Here is an 18,743-nt window from a genome sequence, read left to right as displayed (position 1 = left end):
GAAGCCGCATGCGGCTTCGATTACCGCTTTGCGATCGGCACGTAGTCGCGTTCCGGCGCGCCGGTGTAGAGTTGGCGCGGGCGGCCGATCTTCTGGTGCGGATCCTCGATCATTTCCTTCCACTGCGCGATCCAGCCGACGGTGCGGGCGACCGCGAACAGCACGGTGAACATGGTGGTGGGGAAGCCCAGCGCCTTCAGCGTGATGCCGGAGTAGAAGTCGACGTTCGGATAGAGCTTCTTCTCGATGAAGTAGGAATCGGTCAGCGCGATCTTTTCCAGCTCCATGGCGATGTCGAGCAGCGGATCGTCCTTGATGCCAAGTTCGCCCAAGACTTCATGCGCCGTCTTCTGCATGATTTTCGCACGAGGATCGTAGTTCTTGTAGACGCGGTGGCCAAAGCCCATCAGCCGGAACGGATCGTTCTTGTCCTTGGCGCGGGCGATGAATTCCGGGATGTGGTCGACATGGCCGATCTCGCCCAGCATGTTGAGCGCCGCCTCGTTGGCGCCGCCATGCGCCGGGCCCCACAGGCAAGCAATGCCGGCGGCAATGCAGGCGAACGGGTTGGCGCCCGACGAACCGGCGAGACGCACCGTCGAGGTCGAGGCGTTCTGCTCGTGGTCGGCATGCAGGATGAAGATACGCTCCATGGCGCGCGCCAGCACCGGGTTGATCTTGTATTCCTCGCACGGCACGGCGAAGCACATGTGCAGGAAGTTGGCGGCGAAGTTCAGCTCGTTCTTCGGGTAAATGAAGGGCTGGCCGATATGGTATTTGTAGGCCATGGCCGCGATGGTCGGCATCTTGGCGATCAGCCGCATCGAGGCGACCATGCGCTGATACGGGTCCGAAATGTCGGTGGAGTCGTGATAGAAGGCCGACAGCGCGCCGACCACGCCGCACATCACAGCCATCGGATGCGCATCGCGGCGGAAGCCGGTGAAGAAGCGCGACATCTGCTCATGCACCATGGTGTGGCGCGTCACCCGGTAGTCGAAGTCGTCCTTCTGCGCCTTGGTCGGCAGTTCACCGTAGAGCAGCAGGTAGCAGACTTCGAGGAAGTCGCCATGCTCGGCCAGCTGGTCGATCGGATAGCCGCGGTGCAGCAGGATGCCAGCATCGCCGTCGATGAAGGTGATCGCCGACTCGCAGCTCGCCGTCGAGGTGAAGCCGGGGTCGTAGGTAAAGGCGCCGGTGGTGTTGTAGAGCGCACCGATGTCGATGACGTCAGGCCCGACCGAGCCGCTTCGCACCTTGAATTCGTGCGTCTTGCCGGCCAGTTCGAGCGTGGCAGTCGACGGGTGCGTCGTCTTGCTGCCGGTTTCCAGTTTTGTCGCAGCTTCGCTCATTCTCAAACTCCTTCATGTTCCTCATGCCGGCAAGGCAATTCCTGCTAACGACACGTCGAAATCACCGGAATGCGCGAACTCGCCACCGCATTTTGGGAGGTGCGTGCCAGATTGGGCCAGGGCCTAATGTTGCACTGCGAAACGCGCCTTTCAATGCCAATCTTCTTGGGCCAGTTCGCTCCTAATCGATTTGATCGCCAATCCGCGCCAGGCTTTCCTCGCGGCCGAGCACGGCAAGCACGTCGAAAACGCCGGGCGAGGTGCTGCGGCCGGTAAGGGCTGCTCTCAGTGGCTGGGCCACGGCGCCAAGCTTGTGGCCGCCAGCCGTCGCGAACTCGCGCACCGCGGCTTCCGCAGCAGCGGCCGTCCATTCGCCCGAAACCGTCTGCAAAGCCGCGTGTGCGCCACGCAGGATCGCCCGCGCGTCGGCATTGAGCAGTGCGGCCGCCTTCTCGTCGATCGGCAGCGGCCGCTCGACGAACAGGAAGCCGGCGCCATCGGCCAGCTCGACCAGTGTCTTGGCGCGCTCCTTCAGACCGGGCAGGGCGGCCAGCAGTTGCGCCTTCCTGGTGTCGTCGAGGCGGGCGGCCAGCGCCGGGCCGCCTTCGAGATAGGGAAGAGTGGCGACGAAGATGTCGAGAAGTGCCTGATCATCCATCTTGCGCATATGCACGCCGTTCAGCGCGTCGAGCTTGGCGAAGTCGAAGCGCGCCGCACCCTTGTTGACGTCGCCGATGTCGAACCATGAGATCATGTCCTTGATCGACATCACCTCGTCGTCGCCATGGCTCCAGCCGAGGCGGGCGAGATAATTGAGCAGCGCCTCGGGCAGATAACCCATGGCGCGGTAGGCCTCGACGCCGAGCGCGCCATGCCGCTTCGACAGCTTGGCGCCGTCGGCGCCGTGGATCAGCGGGATGTGCGACATGGACGGCACCTCCCAGCCCATGGCGTTGTAAATCACTGTCTGGCGCGCGGCATTGGTCAGATGGTCGTCGCCACGAATGATGTGGGTGACGCCCATGTCGTGGTCGTCGACGACGACGGCATGCATGTAGGTCGGGACACCATCCGAACGCAGGATGATGAAATCGTCGAGATCCTTGTTGGGAAAGCGCACCTCGCCCTGCACGCGGTCATGCACCACAGTCTCGCCCTCGGTCGGCGCCTTGATGCGGATAGCGCCCTTGACGCCGGCAGGCGCCTCGGAGGGGTCGCGGTCGCGCCAAGCACCATTGTAGCGTGGCGGCAGGCTCTTGGCGCGTGCCGCCTCGCGCATCGCCTCGAGCTCGGCGGGAGTCTCGTAGGCGTAGTAGGCCTTGCCCAGGCGCACCAACTCCTCGGCCACCTCGCGGTGGCGCGGCGCACGCTCGAACTGCGAGACGGCCTCGCCGTCCCAGGACAGGCCGAGCCAGGTCAGCCCATCGAGAATGGCCTGGGTTGCCGCTTCCGTGGAACGTTCGCGGTCGGTGTCCTCGATACGCAGCAGCATCGTGCCGTCAGTGTGCTTGGCATACAGCCAGTTGAACAGCGCGGTGCGCGCGCCACCGATATGCAGGTAGCCGGTGGGCGAGGGGGCAAAACGGGTGACCACCCTGTTGGACATGGCAATTTTGCTGGACATGGCAATTCTCGGGCAAGGCTAGAAAAAGGGGGCGTGATCGCGCGGACTTTCGCGCTTTGCGCGTTCATGTAGCATAGGGGGTCTAGGGCGCAAGGGGCAGACCCGATGGCTGGACGTGGCCGGGGCGAGGATCAAGGCGAGGGCGCTGCGACAAGCGTCAACGAACGCTCCCTATTTGCCGACAGTCCCTATGCCGAGCCGATGCCCGTCGCGCTGCCCGAGACGCGACCTGGTCTCCGACCTTTGTCTCCGGGTGACACTGCGTCGGCGTCGGTCGACGCCGTGCCCGGGTCCGCCATTCGTCTGCGCAGGCTGCTACGCCGATCGACATGGCCAGCAATCCGCCGCAGCGTTGCCATGGCCGCCGTCACCGAACTCGACCGTGGCGTTGCCTTTCTGCTGGTGCCGGTTTTCCTGGCGGCCGGCGTCATCATTTATTTCTCGCTGGCCAGCGAGCCAGGCTTTGCCCAGCCAATCGCGATTGTGCTGCTAACGGCCTGTTGCGCAGCCGTCGCCCGGTCCTGGCCGAAGACGCATCTGCTCTGCATGGCAGCGATGCTGTGTGCGCTCGGCGTGGTCGCCGCCAAAGTCGAAACCTGGCGCGCCGGAACGCAGATGCTCGGCTCCGAGATCCAGACACGACTGACCGGACGCGTCGTCAGTCTCGAGCAGATGGAGAACGGCCGCGTCAGGCTGACGCTCGACGTTATTTCCACCGCTCACCCAAAGCTGCGCTACGCGCCAGAGCGGGTCAGGCTCTCGGCGCGCACCGTTCCCGCCGATATGACCGCCGGCTCCCTGATCACCGGCTATGCCAGGCTGTTGCCGCCGACCGGTCCGGTGCGGCCGGAGAGCTACGATTTCTCCTTCGACAGCTATTTCACCGGGATCGGCGGCAGCGGCTTCTTTCTCGGTAATCCGAAAACCATTGCTTCGCAGGGCCTGCCGCCGCTGACCGCACGGCTCTCGTCGGCAATCGAGAATGCGCGCGAAAACATTGCCGACCATATCAGGGGCAAGATCGGCGGCGCCGAAGGCGAGATTGCCGCGGCGCTCATGGTCGGTGTGCGCGCCGGCATTCCGGACGAGGTCAACGAGGCGATGCGGCGCACCGGCATCTACCACATCATCTCCATTTCCGGCCTGCACATGGCGCTGGTCGCCGGCACCATCATGGCATTGCTGCGTGGCGCCTTTGCGCTGTTTCCGGATTTCTCCTCGCGCCGGCCGGTGAAGAAATATGCGGCGGCGGCAGCGCTTGTCTCCATTGCCGCCTATCTCGTCATCTCAGGCATTGTTGTCGCTGCCGAGCGCAGCTTCATCATGCTGGCGGTCATGCTGGTCGCGGTGCTGTTCGATCGTGCAGCGCTCACCATGCGCAATCTGGCGATCTCGGCCATCGCCGTCATCTTGGTGTCGCCGCATGAGGTTGTCGGCCCGAGTTTCCAGATGTCGTTCGCCGCCACCGCCGCCCTAGTCGGCGCCTATGCCGGCTGGGCTGACTACCGCGCCGACAAGGTGAGAACGCCGCCCGCAAGGCGCTCGTTCGTCGGCTTCCTGTCGCGAAAATTCGTGCTGGCCATGGGCGGTCTCGCCATGACATCGATCATCGCAGGCAGCGCCACTTTGCTGTTTGCCATCTGGCATTTCCAGCGTGTGTCGCCGCTCAGTCTGCTCGCCAATCTGGCGGTGATGCCGATCGTCTCGCTGGTCGTCATGCCGTTTGCGGTGCTCAGCGCGCTGGCCATGCCGTTCGGCGCCGATGGGCCGTTCCTCTATGTCATGGGCAAGGGGCTGACGACGATGATCGCCATCTCCGCCTGGATTTCTCAGCGCTCGCCGGTCGATGCCGTCGGGCTGATCTCCATCCGCTCGGTGCTGCTGGTAGCGGTCGCCCTCGTCATCGCCACCATGGCCACCACCTGGCTGAGGCTGGCGGCCGTTCCTTTCGCGCTGGCCGGCCTGTTGACTGTGCCGCAGGTGCGCACGCCCGATGTGCTTATCTCGGAGGATGCGCATCTGGTGGCATTGCCGATCGGCGGCGGCGAACTCGCGCTCAACCGGGAACGCTCGAACGAATTCACCACCGATAATTGGAAACGGGCATTGAGAGCCGAAACCATTATCCCGCCTGAGATTTTCGAGGCAACGGACACGCGGTTCGATCTAGACCCGCTCGACCTGCCGCCAGGCTCGCCCTTCTATTGCACAGGCAATCTCTGCATTGCCCGGCACCCCGCCGGAGCCATCATCGCGCTGGCAAAAGACCGCAACACAGCGCGGCCAGCCTGCGCTTTCGCGAGCCTGATCGTCATCGACGACGCCACCGCCTACAATCCGTGCCGCGACCCGCTGGTGCTGGTCCTGACCAAGAAGCAACTTGCCCGCGATGGTAGTGCCGCCGTCTTCTTCGACCCACAATCGGCCGCGACAGCGCCAACCATCCGCTTCGCCGTCGACAAGCCCTATCGTCCCTGGCACGAGCAACGCCGCTTCTCACGCGAAGCGCGTGGAATGCCGCCTTACAAGCAGCCCGAGAAGTACAAACCTAAACCGGCTCAGTAGCGCCTGATCAGCCCAACCAGCTTGCCCTGCACCTTGACCCTGTCCGGCCCGAAGATGCGGGTTTCGTAGGCCGGGTTGGCGGCTTCCAGCGCGATCGAGGCGCCCTTGCGGCGGAAGCGCTTCAGCGTCGCTTCCTCTTCATCGACCAGCGCCACCACGATCTCGCCGGGGCTCGCCGTATCGGCATTGCGAATGATCACCGTGTCGCCGTCGAAAATGCCGGCCTCGATCATCGAGTCACCCTTGACCTCGAGCGCGTAGTGTTCGCCGCCCATGATCATGTCCGGCGGCACCGAGATCGAATGGGTCTGGTGTTGGATGGCGTCGATCGGCACACCGGCGGCGATGCGGCCCATCACCGGGATCGACACCGCGGAAACCGCGTCGTCATTGCCGGCCGACATCGAACGAGAAGAGGAGGCCGGTTTGATCTGGCGGCCGAGACCGCCTTGCCCCTGACCACCTTGACCGAGACTGCCCTGGATGACGCTCGGCGAAAACTTCTTCGCCGCGTTGAGGCCGGGCGCGATCGAGTCGGGCAGCCGCAGCACTTCCAATGCTCGAGCCCGGTTCGGCAGCCGGCGAATGAAGCCGCGCTCCTCCAGCGCCGTGATCAGGCGATGGATACCGGACTTCGAGGCAAGGTCGAGCGCCTCCTTCATCTCGTCGAAAGACGGCGGGATTCCGCTCTCCTTCAGGCGTTCATGGATGAACATCAGGAGTTCATGTTGTTTGCGCGTCAGCATCGCGGCCCCCACGGGTTCTGAAACCAGAATCGGAAAAAACAAACCCAGAACAAACACTATCTGTTCCAGTTGTGTTCCGCAACCTTTTAAAGTTTAATGAATGTGTTGACGTTTTGTTCAGCGTAACATCAGGACGCTGCAGGCGGCACCCGCGGCGGCGGCAGGAGCGAAGGGCTCGCGCACGATCAAGCCGTTGGCGTCGGCCAGCATTCTCAACATCGAGGAATCCTGGATGCCGAACGGCGTCGCCACCCGTGCGCCGGTTTCTTCGCTCACCACGGCGCGCACATAGTCCTGCCTCAGATCATTGGCCGGCATCGCGGCGCCAAGTTGCGCCGGACGGATATCCTGCCGATGGACGCGGCCGCCGAGCTGCGCCAAAAGCGGCTTCAAAAACAGCTGCGAACAGACCAGGCTCGCCACCGGATTGCCGGGCAGGCCGATGCACCTGATGTCGCCGAGCCGCCCGAACATCAGCGGCTTGCCGGGGCGCATGGCGAGTTTCCAGAAATCGAGCTTCATGCCTTCGCCGGTCAGCACGTCATGCACGAGGTCGTGGTCGCCGACCGAAGCGCCACCGAGCGTGACGATGACGTCGGCCTTTGCCGCGACAGCCTTGCGCACCAGCGCCGCTATGTCGGCCTTGCGATCTGCCGCGATGCCGAGATCAAGCGCTTTGGCGCCGACAGACTGCGCGGCGGCCACAACACCGTAAGCGTTGGAGGAGATAATCTGATCCGGACCGGGGTCACGCCCCGGCGGCAGCAATTCGTCGCCGGTGGCGATGATCGCGACCAGAGGTCGGCGCACGACGTTGAGCATCGGATGATTGGCCGACGCCGCAAGCGACAATGCGGCCGGATCGAGCACGCGACCTTTTTGCAGGAGCAGGTCGCCTTGCGAGAAATCCAGTCCACGGCGGCGGATGTTACGGTCTTTCGCGGTCGGCTCGGTGACCTCGATATGGCCATTGCCAAGGTCGCGGACATTCTCCTGGATGACGATCGTGTCGGCACCTTCGGGCACCGGCGCGCCGGTGAAAATGCGGACAGCCTCCGCCCTGCCGACCGAGCCGTCAAAGCCGCGCCCTGCGGGCGCCATGCCGATCACCGAAAGCCGCGCCGGGGCGGACGCCACATCCTGCGCCCGCGCGGCATAGCCGTCCATGGCGGAGGCGTTGAAAGGCGGCTGGGTGCGTAGCGCCACGACAGGCTCCGCCAGCACCCGGCCGGCAGCATCCGCCAGCGCGATGCTTTCACCCGGCAGCGGCACAGCGCCTTCCAGCAGGCGCTTCAGCGCCTCGGCCACGGGAACCAGCGCCATCAGGCGCCCGCCTTGTAGTCGCCGGACTTGCCGCCGGTCTTTTCCACCAGCCTTATGCCGGAAATCACCATGGCGCGATCGGCCGCCTTGGCCATGTCGTAAATGGTCAGGCATGCCACCGAGGCAGCGGTCAGCGCCTCCATTTCGACCCCGGTCTTGCCGGTGACGCGGGCCAGTGCCGTGACCCTGAGGCCAGGCAGCGCCGCGTCCGGCTCGATGTCGACCGACACCTTGGTCAACAGCAGAGGATGGCAGAGCGGGATCAGCTCATGCGTCTTCTTGGCCGCCATGATGCCGGCGATGCGTGCTGTGCCCAGCACGTCGCCCTTCTTGGCGTCACCGTCGAGGATCATTTTCAGGGTTTCCGGCCGCATCGAGACAAAACCCTCGGCAATCGCCGTGCGCGTCGTCTCCGCCTTGTCGCCGACATCGACCATGTTGGCCTCGCCCTTGGCGCCGAGATGGGTGAGGGCGGCTGGCATCCTCAGACGGCCTCTGCCGGCGTCTTGCCCGTCAGAAGCAGGCGCGTTGCCGCCGCCACATCCTCTTGCCGCATCAGGCTTTCGCCGACAAGGAAGGTTTCGATGCCGGCCTTTTGCATCCTGAGGCAATCGTCATGCGTGAAAATACCGCTCTCGCTGACCAGCAAGCGGTCGCCCGGCACCATCGACGCCAGCCGCTCGGAGGTTTCCAGGCTGGTTTCGAACGTTCTAAGATTGCGGTTATTGATGCCGATCAGCCGCGACGAGAGTTTTACCGCGCGCTCGGTCTCGGCTTCGTCATGCACCTCGATCAGCGCATCCATGCCGAGTTCGAATGCGGTCGCTTCCAATTCGCTCGCCAAGGCATCGTCGACGCTGGCCATGATGATCAGGATGGCGTCGGCGCCCCAGGCGCGGGCCTCGTAGACCTGGTAGGGGTCAAACAGGAAATCCTTGCGCAGCGCGGGCAGCGACACCGCCTTGCGGGCGTTGGTTAGAAATTCCGGCGCGCCCTGGAAAGACGGCGCATCGGTCAGCACCGAAAGACAGGCAGCGCCGCCTTTCTCATAGGCCTGCGCCAGCGCTGGCGGGTCGAAATCGGCACGGATCAACCCTTTGGAAGGGCTCGCCTTCTTGATTTCGGCGATCAGGGCAAAGTTGCCGGATCGGCGCTTCGCCTCGAGCGCCGCGAGAAAGCCGCGCGGCGCGTCGGCGTCCTTGGCCCGTGCCTTGATCTCGGCCAGCGGTATCAGCGCCTTTGCCGCCGCGATCTCGTCGCGCTTGTAGGCCTCGATCTTGCGCAGAATGTCAGCCACGGGCCTATCCGTTCGAAATCTCGACCAGCCTGTCGAGCACGCCTAGCGCCCGGCCGCTGTCGATGGCTTGTGCCGCCGCCGCCATGCCGTCGGCAAGCGTTGTTGCCTTGCCCGCCACCACCATGCCGGCACCGGCATTCATCAGCACCGTGTCGCGATAGGCGCCGGCGGCGCCGCCCAGCATGTCGCGCAAAGCCTGGGCGTTGTACGCGGCGTCTCCGCCGCGCAACTCGTCCTTGGTGTGGCGCTGCAAACCGACTGCTTCCGGGGTCAGCGTAAAGTGGCGGATCTCGCCACCGGCCAGTTCGGCAACCTGCGTTTCGCCGGTGGTGGTGATCTCGTCATAGCCGTCGCCATGGACGACCCATGCATGCTCTGTACCCAGCGCCTTCAACGTCTCGGCCACCGGCACGATCCATTCCGGCAGGAACACGCCGACCATCTGGCGGCTTACGCCGGCCGGATTGGACAGCGGTCCGAGCAGGTTGAAGATTGTGCGGGTGCCGAGCTCCACGCGCGTCGGGCCGACATGCTTCATCGCCGGATGATGCGCCGGCGCGAACATGAAGCCGACGCCCGCCTCATGGATGCAGCGGCCGATCGTCTCCGGCGGGATATCGATCTTGACGCCGAGGGCGACCAGCACGTCGGCGGCGCCCGTCAGCGACGACAGGCCGCGATTGCCATGCTTGGCCACCGGCACGCCGCAACCGGCGACGACGAAGGCCGAAGCCGTCGAGATGTTGACCGAATGGGAGTTGTCGCCGCCGGTGCCGACGATGTCGATGGCGCCTTCAGGGGCTTCGACGCGCAGCATCTTGGCGCGCATGGTGGCAACGGCGCCGGAGATCTCGCTCACCGTCTCGCCACGCACGCGCAGCGCCATCAGGAAGCCGCCGATCTGGCCCGGCGTCGCGTCGCCCGACATGATGATGTCGAAGGCTTCGCGCGCTTCGTCGAAGGTAAGCGCGGTCCCGCTAGCGACCTTGGCGATATGGATCTTGAGGGCGCTCATCGGGCCAAAACGTTCATTGGGCTACGGCTTGGGCAACGGCGGCCTGGTCGATGCTGACGGCGTATTGCGTCTGCAATTGCGCCACCAACTGGTCGAGCAGATCGTCGGACATGCCTTGCGTGAAGGATTTCTGGGCGTCGTCGGGCACCGAACTGGCGTCGGCTCCGGCCGGCTCGAACACTTCGGCCACCTTGAACAGAATCTGGCCTTCGCCGGTGGGCGAGGGGATCAGCCCGGTGCCGCCTTCGCCGACGCCGAACATCGCTGCAGCGCCGTCCTTGCCGAAATCGACGTCGTCGGCCTCGCGCTTCACGCCGCGCTTGGTCTGCTTTTCGAGCTTCAGTTCGCCGGCGATGACGTCGAGCGTGGTGCCGGCCTTGAGGCGTTTGTCGAGTTCGTCTGCCTTCGCGGTCAGCCGCTTGGTCGTTTCCTCGGTCGTCCAGTCGGCCACCACCCTCTGGCGAACCTCGTCGAGCGTGCGGTCGCGAGCCGGCGTAATCGATGTCAGCTCGTAGAACACGAAGCCATTGTTGGTCGTGGTCAGGGCTTCATTCTCGGTGTTGGGCTCAGCCTCGAACACCGCCTTGATCAGGTCAGGCGATGCCGGCAGGTCCTTGATGATGGTCCCGTCCGGCTTGAGGCCGGTGCGGTCGATGGCCTCGACGGTGACGTCCTTGAGCTTCAGTTTGGCGGCGGCTTCGGCGAGCGTGCTGCCGGCGGCGCGGGTGTCTTCGTAGTTGTCGTGCACGTCGAGCAGGATGCGGCTTGCTTCGCCCAGCGCCAGATCCTTGCGGATCTGGTCAGACACTTCGGCCAGCGGCTTCACCACTTCCGGCTTGATCTCGGTGACGCGCAAAAGCACCGGACCGAACGTGCCCTGGACGACCGGGCTGACTTCGTTGACGGCAAGCGCGAATGCGGCATCGGCGACCGCCTTGTCGCTGATCTTGTCCTTGGAGAGCGTGCCAAGCAGCGTATCGGCCTGGGTCTTTCCTTGCGCGGTGACGATCTTGTCGAAGGTAGCGCCCGTCTTCAGCGAATCGGACGCGGCCTTGGCGGCGTCCAGCGTCGGAAACACCAGCTGTTCGATGGTGCGCATTTCCGGCGTGGTGTAGCGCCCCTTGTTCTTGTTGTAGTCGTCGCTGACCTGCTGGTCGGTCACGGCGCTGATATCCATGATGTCTTCAGGCTCGAGCCGGACGTAGGAGAATTTGCGGTATTCCGGCGCCGCGTAGGTTTTCTTGTTGGTCTCGAAATAGGCCTGAAGCACGCTGTCGGATGGAGCCTGGATCGGCTCGACCAGCGCCTTCGGCAAGGTCAAATAGTCGATGGTGCGGTCTTCGCCGCGATAGAGCGCGACCGCCTTGAAGAAGGTGTCCGGCGCCTTGAGGCCGTCCGAAACCGCCTCGACGATCTGCTGGCGCACCGCCACCTGAGCCCGGTTCTTCAGATAGTCCTCCGGCCGCATGCCGAGTTCGCGCAGCCGGGATTCGAACAGCCGGCGGTCGAACTGGCCATTCGGGCCCTGGAAGGCAGGTTCCTGGCGCGTCAGTTCGGCCAGCCTGTCCTTGGAGAAGCCAAGTCCGAGCTTGCGCGCCTGTTCGTCGAGGACGGCGCCCGACACCAGCTGCGCCAGCACCTGGTTGTCGATGCCATAGGCCCTGGCCTGCTCGCGGCTGATGCGCTGGCCGATCTGCTGTTGCAGCATGTTGATCTGGCGATCGTAGGCGAGGCGGTATTCGGTGATCGACACGGTGGTGCTGCCGGCGGTGATGACAGCGTGATGTCCGGCCAGGAAGCCGCCCGCCATGCGGGTGGTGACACCCCAGGCAAGGAAACTCAACACCAGCAGTGACAGCAGCGCTTTCGCGACCCAGGTCCCTGCCGCGCTTCTCAATATACCAAGCATTGTTACTTCCGATTTTTGCGCAGTTTTGCGTGCGCCCGAGTCTGAAACAAGCGCAATAGCGCCCTTCCGGCTCACTGTCGATTGCTTTGTGGCCTGATTTTGGTAGGGAGGGCGAGACCCCAATGTCGCCCGGAGAACCAGATCCCATGACGCCAGGAATTCGACCGCTTGTTGCCGGCAACTGGAAAATGAACGGCACCAGCGCCTCGCTGAACGAGCTCAGGATGATCGGCAACGGCTTCATGAGCGGGCTCGATGCCGAGACCGAAGCATTGGTCTGCGTGCCGGCGACCTTGCTGTCGCGCGCGGCCGAAATCCTGTCGCGCACGCCGGTGCGGGCCGGTGGCGAGGATTGCCACATTAAGGAGAGCGGCGCTTTCACCGGCTGTGTCTCGGCCGAGATGCTGAAGGATGCCGGCGCCAGCCACGTCATTGTCGGCCATTCCGAATGCCGCGAACAGCGCGGCGAGGACGATGCGACTGTCCAGGCCAAGGCGTCTGCCGCATGGCGCGCCGGGCTTGTGGCCATCATCTGCATCGGCGAGACCAAGGCCGAGCGCGAAGCGGGCGCCGCGCTCGACGTCTTGGCGCGCCAGGTCGCCGGCTCGGTGCCGCCTAGCGCAACGCCGGCCAACACCGTCATCGCCTACGAACCGGTATGGGCGATCGGCACCGGCCTGACGCCGACCGCCGACGACGTGGCCGAGGCGCATGCGCATATCCGCGAAAAACTGTCGGAGGGACTCGGCGCCTCAGCGGCCGGCAAGATCCGCATCCTCTATGGCGGCTCGGTCAAGCCGTCCAATGCGGTCGAGCTGCTCGGCGTCAAAAACGTCGACGGCGCGCTCGTCGGCGGCGCAAGCCTGAAGGCGGCGGATTTTCTCGCCATCGCCGAAGCCTACCAGAATATCGCGTAGGCCCCGAAATTTCGTTGCAGACCAGTTCCGTCGCCGACTTATGAAACGCCGCGCCGCGGCCGAAATCGTTGTAAAGGGCGCATTGCTTCCCATATTCCGGCCACGGGCTTGGAAATGCCGTTAAAGCATTGTATGGAGCCGCCTCCAAATCACCGGCCCTGATCGCCAGGGAGCGGCAGGGCTTGCCAGGATAAAATATGGAAACCGTACTGATCGTCATCCACCTCATGGTCGTGCTCGCCCTTGTCGGCGTGGTGCTGCTGCAGCGCTCCGAAGGCGGTGGTCTCGGCATTGGCGGCGGTTCCGGTTTCATGACCGCGCGCGGTGCGGCCAATGCACTGACGCGGGCGACGGCGATCCTGGCCGCGGCTTTCTTCGTGACGTCGCTGACACTCTCGATCGTTGCCCGCTATGGCGAAAAGCCGATCGACATTCTCGACCGCGTGCCGGCCGACAGCGGCAACGGCGTGCTCAACCAGTTGCCCGGCACGACGGCGCCGACGCCACCTGCCGGCACCACCGCACCGGCTGCGCCTTCGGGCAATGGCGCCGCCACGACGGCTCCTGCTACAGCCCCGGCGACGGCTCCGGCCCCAGCTCCTGCGACCGATTCGGCCACGCCGCCGGCTGCCAACGGCGTCACCTTGCCGGTCACGCCGCAGGTTCCAAACCAGTAGTTGGATGGGGTCAAGTGCCGCGATCTGTTGTTGTTTCAACACAGTCGCGGCAAATGCACTTGATCACGAAGATTCGACCATGCGTTCCGCTTGAGGCCGCTCCGGCACTTCGATTATAGATTGCGCGCGGCACTTTCTGCGCCCTTGGGGGGCGCCGGGCGACGCCGTGGGCAACAAGCACTGAACGATCGGATCTTCGCTATGCAGCTTCGCAGCTTCATTTTCATGGGGTTTTGTGCCGTATTCGGCATGAGCTCCGCGGCCTTCGCCGGCACTCCGGCAATGACCTCACCGCAGGCGGTTGGCAAAACCGCTGTCATCAACGTCGCCGCCAAGAGCGATGCGGCGCAGCTGAAGCTTCTCAAAAAGAAGAAAAACCCGAGCTCGGATGATCTGGCTCAGATCAGCAAGCTCGAAGACAAGATCGCCGCCGACAAGGCGGCAGCCGGCGCCAAGGCGCTCGAAGCCCGCAAGCTGGCCATGCGCGAGGCGGCGAAAGCCAAGGCCGACGCCCAGCGCCAGGCCTTCCTGGCCAGTAAGGGCAAGCCGATCGTGGTCGCCGACGCCAAGCCGGGCAAGAAGATCACCAAGATCATTACGCCAGTTGACCCGATTGCGCCGATCGAGCCGATCCAGTCGGCCGAGCCGCTTCCGGCCGAGGCGATGAACGTCGCGCTGACCGGCAACAATGGCGAATTGCGTAGCGAGGCCCCGGGCCAGAAGCCGAGGAGCAGTGGGCTCTTCGCCGGCCTGTTCGGCGGCACATCGTCTGCCTCCTCGATTGCCTATCTTCCCGAGACGCGCGCTCTCGACCAGGCTCTCGCCAAGCGCGAGGCCAAGAAGCAGTTCAAGGTGAAGCCGGAATTCGTGCCGCAGGACGTCGAATTCACCGGTTATGAGCCGGGCACCATCGTCATCGATACCAGCGCCCGCCGCCTCTACCTCGTCGAATCGGCTTTCACCGCCCGCCGCTATGCCATTGCGGTCGGCCGCGAAGGCCTGCAGTTCAAGGGTACGGTTGCGGTTGGCGACAAGCAGGAATGGCCGCGCTGGATCCCGACGCTGGACATGCAGAAGCGCGAGCCCAAGCACTATGGCCAGTACAAGGACGGCATGCCCGGCGGCGGTCAGAACCCGCTCGGCGCCCGCGCCATCTATCTCTATGACGGCAAGAAGGACACGCATCTGCGCATCCACGGCACCATCGCGCCGCAGTCGATCGGAACCAGCGCCTCCAATGGCTGCTTCCGCATGATCAACGAGCACGTCATGGACCTCTACAGCCGCGTCCGGGTCGGCACCAAGGTCGTCATCATCTGACGTTCTCCCAATTCTGCCGAAAGGGCCGGCTTCTGCCGGCCCTTTTGTTTTGACCAAGAACTACAGTCTCGAACCTCGGGACTATCGCGCCTTCTCTGGAAAAAGCCTCAGCGGCGGTTTTTTCTCTGGCGGAATCAATTCGGCCGCGTTAAGCGATGACTCCCATGGCGCGATATGTATTCATCACAGGCGGCGTGGTTTCCTCACTTGGAAAAGGCATTGCCGCAGCGGCCCTTGGGGCTCTCTTGCAGGCGCGAGGCTATCGCGCACGCATCAAAAAGCTCGATCCCTATCTCAATGTCGATCCCGGCACGATGTCGCCTTACCAGCATGGCGAGGTCTTCGTCACCGATGACGGTGCCGAGACCGACCTCGATCTTGGCCATTACGAGCGCTTCACCGGCCGCTCGGCCAACCAGCAGGACAACATCACCACCGGCCGCATCTACAAGAACATCATCGAGCGCGAGCGGCGCGGCGACTATCTCGGCGCGACTGTGCAGGTCATTCCGCACGTCACCGACGAGATCAAGCATTTCGTCCTCGACGGCAATGACGACTATGATTTCGTGCTGTGCGAGATCGGCGGCACGGTCGGCGATATCGAGGCAATGCCTTTCCTGGAGGCGATCCGCCAGCTCGGCAACGACCTGCCGCGCAACAACGCCGTCTATGTCCATCTGACCTTGATGCCCTACATCCCGACGGCCGGCGAACTGAAAACCAAGCCGACCCAGCATTCGGTCAAGGAACTGCGCGGCATCGGCATTGCGCCCGACATCCTGCTGGTCCGAGCCGACCGCGCCATCCCCAAGGAAGAGCGCAGAAAGCTGTCGCTGTTCTGCAACGTCAGGGAAAGCGCCGTCATCCAGGCGCTCGACGTGCCGCACATTTACGACGTGCCGATGGCCTATCACAAGGAGGGGCTTGATTCGGAAGTGCTGGCCGCCTTCGGCATCGACCCGGCGCCCAAGCCGCGCATGGAGCCCTGGCAGGCGGTGTCCAACCGCATCCACAATCCGGAAGGCGAGGTCACCATTGCTGTCGTCGGCAAATATACCGGCCTCAAGGACGCCTACAAATCGCTGATCGAGGCGCTGTCGCATGGCGGCATGGCCAACCGCGTCAAGGTCAAGCTGGACTGGATCGAAAGCGAGATCTTCGAGAAGGAAGACCCGACGCCGTGGCTGGAAAAGGTGCATGGCATCCTGGTCCCCGGCGGCTTCGGCGAGCGCGGCTCGGAAGGCAAGATCCTGGCGGCGAAATTCGCCCGCGAGCGCAAGGTGCCGTATTTCGGCATCTGCTTCGGCATGCAAATGGCCTGCATCGAGGCGGCGCGGTCGCTGGCCGGCGTCGAGCATGCCTCGTCGACCGAATTCGGCCCGACCGACGAGCCGGTCGTCGGCCTGATGACCGAATGGCTGAAGGGCAACATGCTGGAAAAGCGTCGCGAAACCGGCGATCTCGGCGGCACCATGCGGCTCGGCGCCTATCAGGCAGAGCTCACCAAGGGTTCGAAGATCGCTGAGATCTACGGCGATACCCAGATTTCCGAGCGCCACCGCCACCGCTACGAGGTCAATGTCGACTACAAGGAGCGGCTGGAAGATTGCGGCCTGGTGTTTGCCGGCATGTCGCCCGACGGCGTGCTGCCGGAGACGGTCGAATACCCCGACCATCCCTGGTTCATCGGTGTGCAATATCACCCGGAACTGAAGAGCCGGCCGCTTGAGCCGCATCCGCTGTTTGCCAGCTTCATCTCGGCTGCGGTGGACCAGTCGCGGCTGGTCTAGCTGCCTGCGGGTTTAGCAGCTAATGCAAACCTATGTCGCGCTGCTCTACAGCATCATCCTCGGCGAAGGCCGCCGGGTCGTCATGTCCGACCTCAAGGCGATGGCCGAAGGCCTCGGGTTGAAGAATCCTCGCACCTTGGTGGCGACCGGCAATCTGGTCTTCGAGGCGCGGGCGACGGATATCGCCAAGCTGGAACAGCGGCTGGAAACGGCCTTCGAAAAAACCTTCGGCCGCCATGTCGTCATCATCGTGCGCACGGCCGAGGACTGGCTGAAGCTCGCCGCCGGCAATCCGTTCCCGGTCGAGTCGGCCGAAACTGGCGATCAGGTGGCGGTGCGGGTGATGCGCGAGCCTGCGCCCGCCGATGGGGTCGCAGCGCTCCAGGCCTATGCCGCCGAGGATGAGAAGGTGGCTTCGGTCGACGGCGACATCTGGGTCGTCTTTTCGCGCGAGCGGCCAAGCTCGCGCCTGCTTGCGGCGATGAACCACAAGCGCATGGGCATCGGCACGTCGCGCAACTGGAACACAGTGCGTCGGCTCGCAGAAATGTTAGGGCAGTAGGGCAGTAGGGCAGTAGGGCAGTAGGGCAGTAGGGCAGTAGGGCAGTAGGGCTCCTATTTCCCTACTCCCTTACTGCCCTACTGCCTTATTCCCTTCATTTCATGCCTTCGCCGTCTTCGCTCCAGCACCCAGTGCCATCGTGCGCAGCACGTAGTAGATGGCGCCGGCAATCGCCACGCCGAAGAACCAGCCATAGACGCCCCACCAGGCCGGCAGCCAGTTGGTGAAGTTGGGCAGGATCGACGAGAAGATGGCGCCGATGCCGGCGGCGATGAAGGCGTTGACATGCCAGCCGCCCTGGAAGCGGAACTCGCCGTCCTCGCGGTAGAGCGCTTCGACGTCGACCTCGCCTTTGCGGATCAGGTAATAGTCGACCATCATCACCCCGAAGATCGGTCCCATCGTCGCGCCGATGATGTTGACGAAGGAGGCGGCACTGCCTTCCCACGGCGCGAAGGGGTAGAGCACCAGCGCGATCAAGGCTGCGATGTAGCCGCCCTTCTTGAAGTCGATCTGCCGGGGAAAGACGTTGGAGAAGTCGAAGGCCGGGGAGACGAAGTTCGCCACCACATTGATGCCGAGCGTCGCCACTGCGAAGGTCAGTGCGGCAAGTGCGGCCAGGAACCAGCTGTCGAACTTGGCCGAGATCTGGTCGGGGTGCAGCAGGACTTCGTGATAGACGTCATAGGCGGCAATGGTGGTGACGCCGGCAACCAGCGAGAACAGGATCAAATTGACCGGCAGGCCCCAGATGTTGCCCTTGCGCAGGGACGCCTGGTCCGGCGCGTAACGGGCGAAATCGCAGAAGTTGAGATAGAGCGCCGAGAAGTAGGTGACCCAGATCGCCGCCACAGCAAACAGCGCCGTCCACGAACCGGGCGTGCCCGGCACGCCGGCGTCCTTGGTCTTTTCGAGCAGCACGTCCATCGGAATGTCGCTGGTGAAGGCGAAGGTCCCGGCTTTGACGCAGAGATAGATCGCCAGGATCAGCATCATCACCCACACGGCGGGTCCAGCCCAATCCTGGAAGCGGCGCACCGTGTCCATGCCGCGCTGGATGATTAAAAGCTGCAGCGCCCAGATGACGACGAAGCAGATCACTTCCAGGCCGCTATGACCAAGGAAATGCGTGTTGGCGTTGAAATCGGCGAACCATTGCGAGCGGATCAGAAGCGCCACGATGGCGCCGGAAGCGGCGGCAGTCTGCGCGCCGTACCAGAAGCAGGCGACGATGGCGCGCACGAGGGCCGGGGTGTTGGCGCCCCAGATGCCGAAGGAGGCGCGCGCCAGCACGGGGTAGGGCACGCCGGTCTTCACGCCGGCATAGCCGACCATGTTCATCAGCGCGTAGATGATCAGCGAACCGATGCCGATGGCGATGATGAAATTGACGAAGCCGCCGCAAAACAAGAACAGGCTGGCAGCGAGATAATAGCCCCACAGGCTGTGAACGTCTGATGTCCACACGTTGAAGATCGAAAATGGCCCCCAGTTCCGTACCTTTGCCGGAGCGAGGTCCTCATTGTAAAGGCCAGGCGATGCGCCTTGTATTGTCACGGTGTAATCCTCCCCTTTTACCGAACGCACCTCCATGCGTTGGCTGCGCAGGTTAGGCCTGACGCAGGGGAACCGGCAAGCAATCC

General features: G+C 63.9%; 15 protein-coding genes. 6 read left to right on the top strand and 9 right to left on the bottom strand.

What is annotated here, in order from left to right:
* Positions 1–20 precede the first annotated feature (20 nt).
* Both gltA and gltX read right to left on the bottom strand, forming a co-directional pair.
* The gene (gltA, locus tag AC1DXM_RS08125; RefSeq protein WP_142865733.1) at positions 21–1,352 is read right to left on the bottom strand and encodes a citrate synthase; all 1,332 of its coding nucleotides are present in this window, start codon (positions 1,350–1,352) and stop codon (positions 21–23) included.
* A gap of 181 nt (positions 1,353–1,533) precedes the next feature.
* Positions 1,534–2,958, bottom strand: a complete 1,425-nt coding sequence (gene gltX / locus AC1DXM_RS08120; protein WP_477232945.1) for a glutamate--tRNA ligase — start codon at positions 2,956–2,958, stop codon at positions 1,534–1,536.
* Positions 2,959–3,081: 123 nt separating this feature from the next.
* On the opposite strand from gltX, the gene AC1DXM_RS08115 reads away from it, so the two are divergent.
* A complete protein-coding gene (locus tag AC1DXM_RS08115; protein ID WP_477232598.1) occupies positions 3,082–5,541 on the top strand; it encodes a ComEC/Rec2 family competence protein in 2,460 nt (819 codons plus the stop codon).
* On the opposite strand, the gene lexA is transcribed toward AC1DXM_RS08115, so the two are convergent.
* From lexA to AC1DXM_RS08085, 6 genes are all read right to left on the bottom strand, one after another.
* Positions 5,535–6,287: a transcriptional repressor LexA gene (gene lexA / locus AC1DXM_RS08110; protein ID WP_142865730.1), complete on the bottom strand. Its 753-nt coding sequence runs from the start codon at positions 6,285–6,287 to the stop codon at positions 5,535–5,537. The two genes, AC1DXM_RS08115 and lexA, sit on opposite strands and share 7 nt — an antisense overlap.
* Positions 6,288–6,404: 117 nt before the next feature.
* A complete protein-coding gene (locus tag AC1DXM_RS08105) occupies positions 6,405–7,610 on the bottom strand; it encodes a molybdopterin molybdotransferase MoeA (protein WP_477232597.1) in 1,206 nt (401 codons plus the stop codon).
* A complete protein-coding gene (gene moaC, locus AC1DXM_RS08100; protein ID WP_477232596.1) occupies positions 7,610–8,092 on the bottom strand; it encodes a cyclic pyranopterin monophosphate synthase MoaC in 483 nt (160 codons plus the stop codon). The genes AC1DXM_RS08105 and moaC overlap by 1 nt, the downstream gene beginning before the upstream one ends.
* A gap of 2 nt (positions 8,093–8,094) precedes the next feature.
* Positions 8,095–8,907 (bottom strand): indole-3-glycerol phosphate synthase TrpC, encoded by an 813-nt coding sequence (gene trpC / locus AC1DXM_RS08095; RefSeq protein ID WP_477232595.1) that lies wholly within the window; start codon positions 8,905–8,907, stop codon positions 8,095–8,097.
* 4 nt (positions 8,908–8,911) lie between these two features.
* Positions 8,912–9,922: an anthranilate phosphoribosyltransferase gene (gene trpD, locus AC1DXM_RS08090; protein ID WP_477232594.1), complete on the bottom strand. Its 1,011-nt coding sequence runs from the start codon at positions 9,920–9,922 to the stop codon at positions 8,912–8,914.
* A 13-nt stretch (positions 9,923–9,935) separates the two neighbouring features.
* The gene (locus AC1DXM_RS08085; protein ID WP_477232593.1) at positions 9,936–11,831 is read right to left on the bottom strand and encodes a peptidyl-prolyl cis-trans isomerase; all 1,896 of its coding nucleotides are present in this window, start codon (positions 11,829–11,831) and stop codon (positions 9,936–9,938) included.
* A gap of 146 nt (positions 11,832–11,977) precedes the next feature.
* On the opposite strand from AC1DXM_RS08085, the gene tpiA reads away from it, so the two are divergent.
* From tpiA to AC1DXM_RS08060, 5 genes are all read left to right on the top strand, one after another.
* A complete protein-coding gene (tpiA, locus tag AC1DXM_RS08080) occupies positions 11,978–12,748 on the top strand; it encodes a triose-phosphate isomerase (RefSeq protein WP_477232592.1) in 771 nt (256 codons plus the stop codon).
* 197 nt (positions 12,749–12,945) lie between these two features.
* Positions 12,946–13,425, top strand: a complete 480-nt coding sequence (secG, locus tag AC1DXM_RS08075) for a preprotein translocase subunit SecG (protein WP_477232591.1) — start codon at positions 12,946–12,948, stop codon at positions 13,423–13,425.
* A gap of 201 nt (positions 13,426–13,626) precedes the next feature.
* Positions 13,627–14,745 (top strand): L,D-transpeptidase, encoded by a 1,119-nt coding sequence (locus AC1DXM_RS08070; RefSeq protein ID WP_477232590.1) that lies wholly within the window; start codon positions 13,627–13,629, stop codon positions 14,743–14,745.
* A 155-nt stretch (positions 14,746–14,900) separates the two neighbouring features.
* On the top strand, positions 14,901–16,538 hold the full coding sequence (locus tag AC1DXM_RS08065; RefSeq protein WP_112561656.1) for a CTP synthase: 1,638 nt from the start codon (positions 14,901–14,903) through the stop codon (positions 16,536–16,538).
* 22 nt (positions 16,539–16,560) lie between these two features.
* Positions 16,561–17,100: a DUF1697 domain-containing protein gene (locus AC1DXM_RS08060; protein ID WP_477232589.1), complete on the top strand. Its 540-nt coding sequence runs from the start codon at positions 16,561–16,563 to the stop codon at positions 17,098–17,100.
* Between the two features lie 99 nt (positions 17,101–17,199).
* Here AC1DXM_RS08060 and AC1DXM_RS08055 read toward each other — a convergent pair whose 3' ends face one another.
* Positions 17,200–18,657, bottom strand: a complete 1,458-nt coding sequence (locus AC1DXM_RS08055; protein ID WP_477232588.1) for an NCS1 family nucleobase:cation symporter-1 — start codon at positions 18,655–18,657, stop codon at positions 17,200–17,202.
* Positions 18,658–18,743: the final 86 nt, after the last annotated feature.

The sequence above is a fragment of the Mesorhizobium sp. P3_A2 genome (genome assembly GCF_056403115.1).
Note: the sequence above shows the minus strand (reverse complement) of the source record. Positions and strands in the feature narration are given on the sequence as shown.

What these genes read in the sequence shown, in the direction of transcription:
- gltA (WP_142865733.1), bottom strand. Translation starts at nt 1,352, where the DNA reads ATGAGCGAAGCTGCGACAAAACTGGAAACCGGCAGCAAGACGACGCAC.
- gltX (WP_477232945.1), bottom strand. Translation starts at nt 2,958, where the DNA reads ATGTCCAACAGGGTGGTCACCCGTTTTGCCCCCTCGCCCACCGGCTAC.
- AC1DXM_RS08115 (WP_477232598.1), top strand. Translation starts at nt 3,082, where the DNA reads ATGGCTGGACGTGGCCGGGGCGAGGATCAAGGCGAGGGCGCTGCGACA.
- lexA (WP_142865730.1), bottom strand. Translation starts at nt 6,287, where the DNA reads ATGCTGACGCGCAAACAACATGAACTCCTGATGTTCATCCATGAACGC.
- AC1DXM_RS08105 (WP_477232597.1), bottom strand. Translation starts at nt 7,610, where the DNA reads ATGGCGCTGGTTCCCGTGGCCGAGGCGCTGAAGCGCCTGCTGGAAGGC.
- moaC (WP_477232596.1), bottom strand. Translation starts at nt 8,092, where the DNA reads ATGCCAGCCGCCCTCACCCATCTCGGCGCCAAGGGCGAGGCCAACATG.
- trpD (WP_477232594.1), bottom strand. Translation starts at nt 9,922, where the DNA reads ATGAGCGCCCTCAAGATCCATATCGCCAAGGTCGCTAGCGGGACCGCG.
- AC1DXM_RS08085 (WP_477232593.1), bottom strand. Translation starts at nt 11,831, where the DNA reads ATGCTTGGTATATTGAGAAGCGCGGCAGGGACCTGGGTCGCGAAAGCG.
- tpiA (WP_477232592.1), top strand. Translation starts at nt 11,978, where the DNA reads ATGACGCCAGGAATTCGACCGCTTGTTGCCGGCAACTGGAAAATGAAC.
- secG (WP_477232591.1), top strand. Translation starts at nt 12,946, where the DNA reads ATGGAAACCGTACTGATCGTCATCCACCTCATGGTCGTGCTCGCCCTT.
- AC1DXM_RS08070 (WP_477232590.1), top strand. Translation starts at nt 13,627, where the DNA reads ATGCAGCTTCGCAGCTTCATTTTCATGGGGTTTTGTGCCGTATTCGGC.
- AC1DXM_RS08065 (WP_112561656.1), top strand. Translation starts at nt 14,901, where the DNA reads ATGACTCCCATGGCGCGATATGTATTCATCACAGGCGGCGTGGTTTCC.
- AC1DXM_RS08060 (WP_477232589.1), top strand. Translation starts at nt 16,561, where the DNA reads ATGCAAACCTATGTCGCGCTGCTCTACAGCATCATCCTCGGCGAAGGC.